This window comes from Erysipelothrix sp. strain 2 (EsS2-6-Brazil) (assembly GCF_016617625.1).
Taxonomy (GTDB): Bacteria; Bacillota_I; Bacilli_A; order Erysipelotrichales; family Erysipelotrichaceae; genus Erysipelothrix; species Erysipelothrix piscisicarius.
In genome coordinates this window covers 33,883-45,822 of sequence record NZ_SBAR01000012.1, presented here as the reverse complement: position 1 = coordinate 45,822, position 11,940 = coordinate 33,883, and the positions used below count along the sequence as shown (strand labels likewise).

The 11,940-nt window shown below is 36.2% G+C and carries 12 protein-coding genes and 1 rRNA gene; 11 read left to right on the top strand and 2 right to left on the bottom strand.

Features of this window, described 5'->3' with window-relative positions:
• The 10 genes from rrf to cysE all read left to right on the top strand — a co-directional run.
• Nucleotides 1-92, top strand: a 5S ribosomal RNA gene (rrf, locus tag EPJ89_RS08935); the annotation flags it as partial.
• A 238-nt stretch (nucleotides 93-330) separates the two neighbouring features.
• Complete coding sequence (locus tag EPJ89_RS07385) at nucleotides 331-1,401, top strand: ABC transporter ATP-binding protein (protein ID WP_161636714.1); 1,071 nt, start codon at nucleotides 331-333, stop codon at nucleotides 1,399-1,401.
• Entirely contained in the window at nucleotides 1,401-2,285 is an 885-nt protein-coding gene (locus EPJ89_RS07380) for a carbohydrate ABC transporter permease (RefSeq protein ID WP_200549388.1), read from the top strand. The genes EPJ89_RS07385 and EPJ89_RS07380 overlap by 1 nt, the downstream gene beginning before the upstream one ends.
• A 2-nt stretch (nucleotides 2,286-2,287) precedes the next feature.
• Entirely contained in the window at nucleotides 2,288-3,148 is an 861-nt protein-coding gene (locus EPJ89_RS07375; RefSeq protein ID WP_125164803.1) for a carbohydrate ABC transporter permease, read from the top strand.
• Complete coding sequence (locus EPJ89_RS07370; RefSeq protein ID WP_161636712.1) at nucleotides 3,132-4,409, top strand: MBL fold metallo-hydrolase; 1,278 nt, start codon at nucleotides 3,132-3,134, stop codon at nucleotides 4,407-4,409. Before EPJ89_RS07375 ends, EPJ89_RS07370 begins: the two co-directional genes overlap by 17 nt.
• Nucleotides 4,410-4,429: 20 nt before the next feature.
• The gene (locus EPJ89_RS07365) at nucleotides 4,430-5,689 is read left to right on the top strand and encodes an ABC transporter substrate-binding protein (RefSeq protein WP_200549386.1); all 1,260 of its coding nucleotides are present in this window, start codon (nucleotides 4,430-4,432) and stop codon (nucleotides 5,687-5,689) included.
• A 102-nt stretch (nucleotides 5,690-5,791) separates the two neighbouring features.
• Entirely contained in the window at nucleotides 5,792-6,346 is a 555-nt protein-coding gene (locus tag EPJ89_RS07360; RefSeq protein WP_237558272.1) for a hypothetical protein, read from the top strand.
• Nucleotides 6,339-7,265 carry a helix-turn-helix transcriptional regulator gene (locus EPJ89_RS07355; RefSeq protein WP_200549384.1) on the top strand — a complete coding sequence of 309 codons (927 nt, stop codon included), beginning with the start codon at nucleotides 6,339-6,341 and terminating at the stop codon, nucleotides 7,263-7,265. The genes EPJ89_RS07360 and EPJ89_RS07355 overlap by 8 nt, the downstream gene beginning before the upstream one ends.
• Before the next feature lie 134 nt (nucleotides 7,266-7,399).
• A complete protein-coding gene (locus EPJ89_RS07350; protein WP_237558271.1) occupies nucleotides 7,400-8,002 on the top strand; it encodes a deoxynucleoside kinase in 603 nt (200 codons plus the stop codon).
• A gap of 10 nt (nucleotides 8,003-8,012) precedes the next feature.
• The gene (cysE, locus tag EPJ89_RS07345) at nucleotides 8,013-8,543 is read left to right on the top strand and encodes a serine O-acetyltransferase (protein WP_125164799.1); all 531 of its coding nucleotides are present in this window, start codon (nucleotides 8,013-8,015) and stop codon (nucleotides 8,541-8,543) included.
• Nucleotides 8,544-8,575: 32 nt separating this feature from the next.
• On the opposite strand, the gene EPJ89_RS07340 is transcribed toward cysE, so the two are convergent.
• Nucleotides 8,576-9,856 carry an adenylosuccinate synthase gene (locus EPJ89_RS07340; protein WP_161636709.1) on the bottom strand — a complete coding sequence of 427 codons (1,281 nt, stop codon included), beginning with the start codon at nucleotides 9,854-9,856 and terminating at the stop codon, nucleotides 8,576-8,578.
• Between the two features lie 153 nt (nucleotides 9,857-10,009).
• Nucleotides 10,010-11,533, bottom strand: a complete 1,524-nt coding sequence (locus tag EPJ89_RS07335) for a bifunctional metallophosphatase/5'-nucleotidase (RefSeq protein ID WP_200549382.1) — start codon at nucleotides 11,531-11,533, stop codon at nucleotides 10,010-10,012.
• 103 nt (nucleotides 11,534-11,636) lie between these two features.
• On the opposite strand from EPJ89_RS07335, the gene EPJ89_RS07330 reads away from it, so the two are divergent.
• Nucleotides 11,637-11,864 carry a hypothetical protein gene (locus EPJ89_RS07330; RefSeq protein ID WP_125164796.1) on the top strand — a complete coding sequence of 76 codons (228 nt, stop codon included), beginning with the start codon at nucleotides 11,637-11,639 and terminating at the stop codon, nucleotides 11,862-11,864.
• The last annotated feature ends 76 nt before the right edge of the window (nucleotides 11,865-11,940 follow it).

The following is an 11,940-nucleotide window of genomic DNA, read 5'->3' as shown; positions in this document are numbered from 1 at the left end:
TCACACCTGTTCCCATCTCGAACACAGAAGTTAAGCACTTTAGCGGCGACAATATCTAGCCAAGCGCTAGTGAAGATAGTTCATCGCCAGGTAATTTGACACTCTATTTAGAGTGTCTTTTTTTTATGCGTAAAAAAACAGAATTATGTGACGGTTTATATTTTTTTCACATGTTTATTTAATATTGTTAATGGTTTTTAACACAAATACGTGTATTGACTGTTATAATAATGAAGTAACAACTGTACGTAAAATTCGTGGGTGTTCACGAAATAAATAATATCGAATATATTAAAATTACGTAATATTGTGTTTATAGGAGGAAGATGAATGATTGAAGTCAAGGACTTACGGAAAGTGTTTGATAATGGTTTTGAAGCATTAAAACAAGTTACATTCTCAATTGAGAAAGGTGATTTGGTTTGCTTACTTGGACCAAGTGGTTGTGGTAAAACAACAATTCTTAATTTAATTGCTGGATTGCTCGATCCTACCGACGGTACAATTCACAATGAAGGGATCTCAATGGTTGATAAGCATCCGAAAGATCGTGATATTGGTTTTGTATTTCAAAACTATGCACTCTACCCACATATGACAGTATTAGAAAATGTCATGTTCCCACTACGTGTTGGAGATAAAAAAATGCCTAAAGAAGAAGCTGAAAAAATTGCTCGTAAATACATGGCATTAACAGATATTGAAGAATTAGCAAATAAAAAGCCAGGGACTATGTCCGGTGGACAACAACAACGTGTAGCGATTACGCGTGCTTTAGTTCAGAATCCTTCAATATTACTACTTGATGAACCACTAAGTAACCTCGACGCACGTTTGCGCTTGAAAATCCGTGAAGAAATTCGTCGCCTTGTTAAAGAAATTAACATTACGACAATTTTTGTTACGCATGATCAAGAAGAAGCGTTATCCATTAGTGATAAAATCGTTCTGATGAATGAGGGTGTGATTCAACAATATGATGACCCACAAAATCTTTATTTAGAACCTAATAATTTATTTGTTGCTCAATTTATTGGTAACCCTGTCATAAACATTCTTCCTATTGAAGTAAAAAATGGCATGATTGTTGGTGAGAATTTTGAATTTAGTCAAAGTACCCTCGTCCAAGATCGTATTAAAGAAACCATCATTGATGGAACTTATCTTTTAGGTGTTCGTCCTGAAGATATTATTTTTGGAGAACAAGGGATTTTCAATACAGAAATTGAAACTGTGGAACTCATTGGTCGAGAAGGTATCCTTAATTTCAAAATCGGATCTAAGAATGCTAAAGGTATTGTAAGTATTGAAGCTCTCATTGAACCAGAGACAATCGTTAATTGTGAGTTTAATTACCCACGTATCTTTATGTTTAAAGAATCTGGCGAGAGGGTCTACTAATGAAAAAGTTTAAGTATAGCGCTGAAAATCAAAGACAAGCATGGTTGTTTCTTTTGCCTGCTTTGGTAATTATTGCTTTATTTAATATTTATCCATTAATTCATGCATTAATTATGTCGTTTCAATCCGGGACTTTAACGAATCTTAAACCGGCAGGAATTAGTAATTATCAATTTGTGCTACAAGATCCAAAGTTCCATATTGCGATGCGAAATACAGCTGTTTATGCCTTTCTTGTGGTGCCAATTTGTTTAATCATTTCAATGTTTATTGCACTTCTTATTTTTGAAAAAATTAAAAATAAGAGCTTCTTTGAAACGATTTTCTTTATTCCTTATCTAACAAGTGTTATTGCGATTGGGGTTGTATTCCGCTATCTCTTTAACGGTTCCTATGGATTTATAAACTTTCTACTTAGTTTTATAAATGTTGGACCGATCAACTTCTTAGATGATATTATGATGAGCTTACCCACCCTTGTCATTTTTGGAATTTGGAATGGTTTGGCGTTTAATATCATTATTTTACTATCAGGTCTTCGAAATATTGATCGCGAGTACTACAAGGTTGCAGATATGTTTGGTGCAACGGAACTTCAAAAATTATTCCGAATTACTTTACCACAGCTTATTCCAACGTTAACGTTCTTGTTAACGGTCAACCTAATTAATGCCTTTAAAGTTTATACTCAAGTCTTTGCGATCTTTAATGGTAAGGCAGGAATCGCCAACAGTGCCACGACTGCCGTATTCTATATATTCACTACCTTCCATGTCGATAATCGATATGGTCCGGCAATGGCCGCAACAATACTTCTGTTTGTGTTTATCCTCGTATTAACACTTATTCAGAATAAAGTGTTGAAGAAGATAGAGGAGAGATAGTTGTGAACGAAAAATCTGAATTTTCACCAAATTTAAAAATAGTACTAACAAAAATATTTAAAATTCTTGCGACAATTTTTATTGTCTTTATGGCAATTATTACCTTATTTCCATTTGTCTACATGATTCTTGCAAGTTTGATGACTTATCAAGAGGCGACAAGTATTCCGCCGACGCTAATTCCATCAGCCCCACAGTTCCACAACTTTGTGGAAGTATTTCAAACGGCACCGTTTGTTCGGTATTTCTTTAATACAGTGGTAGTTGCAGGGATTAGTACCCTTGGAATTTTAATTACCTCGACGCTTGCAGCCTTTGCGCTCGTTAAGTTAGAGTTTAAACATAAGGGTCTAATTATCTTAGTGATGGTATCACTATTAATGGTACCGTATGAGTCAACAGTCTTTACAAATTACCAAACGATTGCACGTCTTGGTTTATTAAATACGTATACTGCATTGATTGTTCCATCACTTGCCAGTGTATTCTATATATTCTATTTAAAAGGATATCTAACAAGTATTCCAATTTCATACTATAAAGCGGCTAAAATTGATGGATGTACAGATTTAGAATTTATTCGAAAAATTATGATACCTTTATCCAAACCTGCGCTTGTAACAATCGGTATTCTTAGTTTCATTTCGCATTGGAACTCATTCTTGTGGCCATTGTTGGTTACAAATGATTCAAGCATGCGTCTATTAAACAATGGTTTAAGTGCATTTGCGACTGAGAGTGGAACGGATGTTCATCTTCAAATGGCAGCTGCAACATTAACGATTATTCCGGTACTTATTATTTACTTTATTTTTAGAAATCAAATTATTAAAGGAGTGTCGAAGAGTGGACTTAAAGGATAGAAAAACAAAAATTACATTTCATAGCGGTGTCCTGACAATTGGTGGTACTGTTATTGAAATTGCATATGAAGATTCACATATTTTCTTTGACTTTGGTACAGAATTCAAGCCAGAGTTGAATCTTAAAAATGAATCATTGCAACAATTGATTGAACATCGTTTAGTGCCCCATTTAGAGAATATTTATGATCCCGAATTAGGATATACGTATCCATTTGAAAAAGGACCTGACTATGCCCATACGGCTGTCTTTTTAAGTCATTGTCATTTAGATCATACGCGTATGGTTAACTATTTGGATCCGAACATTCCAATGTATGCACTTAAAGAAACCAAAGTTTTATTAAACAGTTTAAATGCACAAAATGACTTTATTCTACCAAAAGCGAACCCTTCAGATTCATTTACACGCGATATTATCGGGTGTGATAATCATGATGTTATCGAAGTGGGAAGCATTAAAGTAGAATTAAGTCGTGTTGATCATGATGCTTATGGTGCCTGTGGTCTTTTAATCACAACCCCAGATATGCATATTGCTTACACAGGTGATCTTCGTCTCCATGGTTTTGATGTGGAAGATTCACTTCACTATTGTGAACAAGCAAAAAATACAGATATGCTCATTATTGAGGGTGTATCAATTAGTTTCCCTCAAGAAGACCGCGCAACGGGTCGTATTGAGACCGAAGCAGATTTACTTAAGAAAATCGTGAATATTGTAAACAGCAACCCAAATAAACAAGTGACTTTTAATTGCTATCCGGCGAACGTAAAACGATTAGCTGAGATTGTAAAACAAAGTCCACGTGAAGTGGTGCTTGAAGCATCCTTTGCAAATATCTTGAAAGAGTGTTTAAATATGGAGTGTAAGTATTACAATGCAAATGACAACAGCTTTAACCTTGATAAGAATCTAGAGGTCGATTACAACACTCTACTTCAAGATGAGGGAGATTATCTATGGCAGGTTGTTGATCATCACGAAAACCTTAAAGGAGGTGGTGTCTATATCCATAGCGACGCTTCGCCGCTAGGAGAATTTGATCCAGCATATTTACCATTTATTCAGTTGTTGGAGGATTGCAATATTGAATTTAATCGTATAGCGTGTTCTGGACATGCTTACCCTGAAGATTTAGATCGTATTGTGAGCTTAATTCAACCGAAGTTATTAGTTCCTATTCATTCCTTAAGACCAGATTTACTTGAGAATAAATATGGAATGCGTCATTTACCAACCCGTGGGGAAACTATCTAAAGGAGACACATAAAACAAATATGGGAAATATTAAAAAGATTTTAGTAGCATTACTTGCTTTACTTGTTCTTGTAGGATGTTCAAATAAAGGTGATGATACAGCATCTGCTGATATCGTTACAGAACTAACAGAAGAAACAGAAATCCGTTTCTGGCATGCAATGAATGGTAAACAAGAAGAAGCATTAACAAAACTTACTGAAGATTTTATGGCAGCAAATCCAAAGGTTAAAGTTGTATTACAAAACCAATCAAGTTATCCGGATTTACGTCAAAAATTATCTGCTACACTTGTAAGTCCTAAAGACTTACCAACCATGACACAAGCATACCCAGCATGGATGTTTAATGCGTCAGTAGATAAACTCGTTACAGACTTAACACCGTATATCGAAAACGATACAATCGGAATGAAAGACTATAGTGATATTGTTGAAGGATTCCGTGAAGGTGGTAAAATCGAAGGTGTAACGTACGGTATGCCATTTAACAAATCAACAGAGGTTCTTTACTACAATAAAACACTTCTTGATGAATTAGGTCTGAAAGCACCTACAACTCTTGAAGAATTAAAAGAAGTAAGTAAAACTGTTTATGAAAAGAAAAATATTGTGGGAGCAGGTTTTGACTCACTCAATAACTACTATGCTACAGGATTAATCAATAAAGGCGTCGAATTCAATAAGGATATGGATCCTACAAGTAAAGAAAGTCTTGAAGTTGCATCATTCTACCAAGAAGGTGTAAAAGATGGTTACCTACGTATCGCAGGAACTGACAAATACTTATCAGGACCATTTGGTAATGGTCAACTTGCAATGAACGTTGGAAGTACAGCAGGAGAATCACACGTACTTAAAGGTGTAGACGGTCGTTTCGAAATTGGCGTTGTGAAACGTCCTGAAAAAATCAGCTTACAACAAGGTACTGACTTATACATGTTCTCATCCGCTACACCAAAACAAAAAACTGCAGCATTTGAGTACATGAAATTCTTAGTATCTGCCGATTCACAATTATACTGGGCTAAATCAACAGGTTATATTCCAGTACGTACAAGTGTTATCGAAAGCAAAGAATACTTAGAAAGTGGTTCAATGATTGCGCCATTAATTCAAGAAATCACAAAAGATGTGTTTACAATTCCAGTATCCGCTAACTCAGATGCTGCTTATACAGAAGCAACTGTGAAGATGGAAGAATTACTTTCTGACACATCAAAAACACCAGAATCTGTTATGGAGTCATACAAAACTTCTTTACAATCAATCTGGCAATAATTAAACCGAAAGTGGATTATAAATCCACTTTTTTTTCGCTTTCTTGAATATACGACCAAAATTGTCGTATACTGTTGGTATACTTGAGTCAAGAGGTGATACATGATGAAAAAAGGATTTAATTTAAAAGATTTGATGATTGCAATGAAAGGAAATGATGTGAGCTCATTTATTAATGATCAAGCACTTCGTTTTACAGAAACCTTTGGTCTCTCATTTGAAGACAGTGTTTCCGTGACTTTAAAGTTTGTTTCTCATGAGGATGCACAGGATTTCTATAATGAGTTAAAATTCAATACGCATTACTCCAACGACTATTCGGTTGCTTCATCAGATCGTGGTGCGAATTATTTAACGGTATCGGGAGCGCAAACACTTTATGATTATTTTGGGTCCAACGAACCGAATCTATTAACGGTGAGTCGTGATCTAGACTTAAATTTTGAAATTTCATTTATCCAGACATATACCGGAACCGAATTTACCGGTGCGGTTCACCGAGGGGAATTGTTAAGTCGTCAGTGTATCGTTGAAGTGAGTGACTTGCTTCCGGAACTCTCACTGGGTGGGCTTTGTCAAATAGCCCGAAGTGAATCTGAATTTAATGATCTTTTAACACGCTGTTATGTTATCAAAGGTCAAACGATCTATGAGTAAGTTAGGCAATGCTTTGGTTATGTTAGACGTATTATCCGCACGCTCTGTTGTTCCCCTTTCAGAGCTGGCGGATCTTTTGGAAATCAGTGAGCGTGGTGTGCAACGACTCAAAGCAGAACTTGAATTGGTAGGGTATGAAATTACTACGGTCATGGGTCCAGGTGGGGGTTATGTTTTAGAATCTAAAACGCAAATACAACCGCTCGCTTTTGAACGTAATGAACGCAAGATGTTAAAGCAAGCGTTTGCGGTTTTGTTATCACAGGATAACCCGACACTCGGAAATGACTTTGTAGCTGTTGTTTCAAAATTATCACACCAGTTGGATTATAGTGGGAATGTATCTGTATCTGCTTTTCAATCGGTTAAGCTTAATGTTGATCCAAATCTCTATCAAAAACATATAGAGCTGCTTGAGAACGCCATTGAGCATCATTTGCGTATTGATATTGTTTATAGTAAAAATCATCGGGAGAAGCGTTCCTATGTCTTTGAGCCTTATGAGCTTGTGATTGTCAATAAATTTTGGTATCTTTTGGGTTATGATGAAAAGAATCGCTATTTGAGCCTAAAAGTAAATCGCATTCATGAATTATCATTACGTGATGAGGTTTTTCGGTTTGATGACGAAACTTCAAGCAAGCATGTATTTTCAAAATTCGGCTATAAAATAAAACCCGTCTTCGCAGAATTGGAAGTTTTTGAGCAAGATTATATTAGTGAGTATATCTGGGGTGAACACCAAGAAATTACGTGGTTGGATGATCATCGCTTTATTCTAAAAGTCGAGTTTTCGAATGAACTTGCCGTTAAAGATTTTATTTTACAAGGCGGTTCTCATATTACGGTTTTAAAACCGGAGTGGCTTCGCGAATGGATTGTTGATGAATGTCATAAAATTACGAAACTCTATCGTTAAGAGGCTTGCTTTTTTGTCATTACAAAGCTAAACTTATGAATAGAGTGTCTCTTAGGGACATGAGATGGTGGTGAGTTATGGGATTTAATTATAGCGATATATTAAATTATGTATCACGGAAAGAGGTTTATGACATGATAGTTATTGAAGGTGTTGTAGGTGTTGGGAAAAGTTCATTAATGCGTATTCTTGGTCAAGAGGGCTATGAAGAGTTTGAAGAACCGGTAGTTGATAATCCTGTTTTGGATAAGTTTTATCATGACCGTTGTCGCTATTCATTTCCATTACAAGTGTTTTTCTTAAATAAGCGTTTTGAGCATATCAAACAAGCGAAAGACGTAAGCAAAGCGGTTATGGACCGAAGCATATATGGGGACGCAATATTCGCCCGTATGTTAAACTTAAGTGGAGAAATGAGTGACGAAGAATTTCAAATTTATTCTGAGTTATTACAAAATATGCTTGAACATGTTCATGTTCCCAAATTAATGGTATATCTTGAAATAAGTGTTGATGAGGCAATGAACCGCATTAAGAAACGTGGTAGAGATTATGAATTAATTGTTGAACGCGAATATTGGGAAAAACTCAATCGTGAATACAGTAATTATTTTGATAATTACGATCTTTCACCCATGCTTAAGATTAATGTTGATCATCTTGATTTTGAAAATAATGAAGCCGATCGAATTTATGTTCTAAAACTTATCAATGAAGCGTTACTCGAATTAAAATAAGGAGTATTTTATGAGATTTTTAGAGACAGCACGTGCATATAAAAAACAAGATCCTGCTGTACGATCAGTTCTGGAGGTAATTTTACTCTATCCAGGATACCATGCGATGGGGTTTTATCGAATCGCACATTGTTTCTATCGTATTAAGTTTTACTTTGTAGCACGATTCATTTCGCAACTCGGACGTTTTTTGACACAAATCGAGATTCATCCAGGAGCACAGATTGGGCGACGTTTTATTATTGATCATGGAAGCGGTGTTGTCATTGGCCAGACTGCAATTATTGGTGATGATTGTTTAATTCATCATGGGGTTACTTTAGGTGGTAAATCACGCGAACCGGGCAAAAGACATCCAACGTTAGGAAATAAAGTACACGTCGGTGCTGGAGCACAGGTACTTGGTAATATTATGATTCATGATGAAGCCGTAATTGGTGCGGGGAGTGTTGTGACTAAAGATGTCGCACGTTGTGATATTGTTGCAGGCATTCCTGCTCGTACAATACGCAATAAATGTAGTGATGAGGGAAGATTATAGAAAAAAACGAACAGATTCTGTTCGTTTTTCTTTTACCGTAAAGGCGTACGCTTCATAATTTGGTTTCGATTTGGACCATTTGAAACAAGTGCAATATTTGTATCAATGAGCATTTCAAGTTTATTAATATAGTTTTTACAATTTTCAGGAAGGTCATCATAGCATGTAATGTGTGTAATATCTTCTTTCCATCCAGGGAATGTTTCAATTACAGGGGTTGTATGTTCTAATTCTGTAATATTTCCAAATCGCATGGATTGTTGTCCTTGATACTCATATGCCGTTACAACCTTGATTTCATCTAGATAGGAAAGAACATCAATGTTTGTGAGTGCAACATGAGTTGCCCCTTGGGTTTTACAACCAAAACGTGTTGCGACCGCATCAAAGTAGCCAACACGACGAGGACGTTTAGTATTAACGCCATACTCACCCGCATCACCACCACGTCTACGCAATGCCTCGGCTTCTTCTCCAAAAATTTCTGAGACAAATGCACCAGCACCAACACAGCTTGAATAAGCTTTTGTGACTGCCCATACTTCGTCGATAGGATGTGGCAATCCTGCTCCGATGGTCGCATAGTAAGCTAAAGTAGATGAAGAGGTTGAATAAGGATAAATTCCAAAGTCGGGATCACGTAATGCACCAAGTTGCCCTTCGAAGAGAATGTTTTTACCTTGATCATGCGCTTCATTTAAAAAGGTGAAGACATCGCGAACATAAGGTTCAATTAAATCACGGTATTGCATTAATTCTTCAAAGATTGCATCCGCTGACAGCGGTTCTTGATGATATAAATTTACTAATAAAGTATTTTTGATATCAAGAACACGATCAATTTTACTGCGTAACCAGTCTTCGTTGTATAACTCACAGACTTGGAACCCGATTTTTGCGTATTTATCGGAATAAAAAGGCGCAATCCCCGATTTGGTAGATCCAAACTGATCTTTACCCATACGTGCTTCCTCATAAACATCAAAATTCTTATGGTAACTCATCACGATTTGAGCACGATCACTTACAATAACTTGAGGATGAACACCTCGAGTCTTTAATTCCTCTAACTCTTGAATGAATGCAGGAATGTTTAACGCAACACCATTACCAATAACATTAATCGTATGTTTATAGAAAACACCGGATGGTAACATCTTTAGCGCAAACTTTCCTTGATCATTAATAATTGTATGACCTGCGTTATTGCCCCCTTGGAACCGAACAATAATGTCAGACTCACTTGCGAATACATCTGTGAGCTTTCCTTTACCCTCATCGCCCCAGTTGGCACCTACTATAGCTTTAATCATAATTACCTCCTAAAAATACAAAATGAGACACCATTGTGTCTCACTGTACACGAACTAGAATACTTTTATTTTTTTCGAGTGTCAAGATTTTTTTTCGATTGAATAAAAAAAATACAAAACTTCTAAGTATTCGAAGCTTTGTATTTTGGTTTTTTATCTTGATGCAATTACTTTAATATTATCACAATGATTGACGTAAACTGGGGAATGTTGAATAAAATAATCCATAATGATATCGACCATTTCTTCTTGGATATCTTCTAATGTTTCACTTTCCGCAACCATGGTATAGTTTCCGCCCCCCATTGCTCGATAATTGTTTACAACCACGGTGAATTCATCACTATCTTGAACTGGTTTATCTTGATACGTTAGGCTCACTACACGTGAACCTCTCAGTTTTGAGATATCAAGGGTGTAATCCACGCCATCAAGCATATCGTAATTATAATGTTGTGGCTTGGGTTCAACGTATTCCGGTGAGGGAACAATGTGTTGGTGGGCATCGACGGTAAAATAATGGGCGCTAAATTCAATCATTTCACGAAGTGCTTTTCCACTCATTCGCTTTACCACCAACGTATTCGGATATAGGTAGGTGCTTACTAATTCACGCATTGTGATTGATTTTCTAAATCCTTGAGCCCCGTTAAAAAGGGCTACAGAAGAAATTTGTGCACCCGATCGTTCAAGTTGTATTTGATTTAAGAGTGAAACGAGCGGATGTTTATGAAGGCGTGCATCCAATTCATCGTTAATCATCACATCCATGTTTTCTAAGGTTCCAACGGGTTGGTCCAACCATGTTTGTGTTTCGTTTTGTAAGCCTTGTAGTGGTTCCAATAAATTTTGGTCTACATCATAATCGGAGGCACTGAGTCGTTTTGCTGAGGCGTTACCGGTTTCCAAATCAAGATCAATCGTAATAAATTCCTTTGCTTTAAAGGTGTTTTGAGTTACTAAAACCCCGTTAACGGTTTCGATAAAGGAACGGTGTTGATGTCCTGTAATTAGAATATCTAACCCTTCAATTTCAGTCATAGCATAACCTTCATTTTCACCAGTAAGCCGTTCAGTCGGTTCACCCGTTTGCGGATCACGCTCTAAACCACCATGGTACATAGCAATGACATAGTCGACATCATTTCGTACACGTTGAACTTCTTGTTGGAGCTGGTCAAAAGCACTTTTGAAAACCATGTTTTCGATATGAGCAGGACGTTCCCAATGTGGAATATATTGCGTTAAAACACCAATAAGTGCAATCGTTTTACCTTCATAAGTAAGAATTTGAGTTTGGCCCGGTACAGACCCATCTATTTCAAGATTTGAAGTAAGTAGGGGTGCATTGTTTTCGCTTATGTATTTTTGGAGAATTTCAGGTCCATAATTAAAATCATGATTTCCTAAATTAATAAAATCATAATTCATGGCATTAAAACATTGTGCCATAGGATTGGGTACGGATTGCGCATGTTGATGTGCGTAAGTTAATAACGGAGTTCCCTGAAAAGCATCCCCGTTATCTAAGAGTAAAACATTTCCTTCCTTTCGGAATTGATTTACTGCAGTACTAATGCGTGCAAGCCCATAATCTTCGAGGTTTTCACGACTTGTATAATTTGTTGGAAAGATATTTCCATGGACGTCCGTTGTGACGACGATTTTAAGTTTCATTTTATCACCATTTCTATTATACCAAATCTCTATCACGATGTTGGGTATTGATTACTTTTTTTGAAATATATGATAAAATATATACAAATGAAAGGAGGAACTTATGAATCGCTCAGATAAATGTTTAATGTGTGTTGTTTTATTTCTAATGATTATGGCAGAGATAGTTTTTGACTTTTTTAATCAGCAAGGGGCTTTTGTGTCTCCAAGAAATAGTAAGCACCTTTTAACCCAAGTGAATAAAAATGATAATGTTGCATTATCGAGCGTCGCATTTTGTTTTGAACAAAATACTTATGATTGTCTGTGTGATTCTTTAAGTGTCTCCTAGCCCACTTATTTTTCAGCATAGATATTCATAAGAACACATGAAAATGTGTTTTTTAAGCTTTAAAGGAGAAGATACA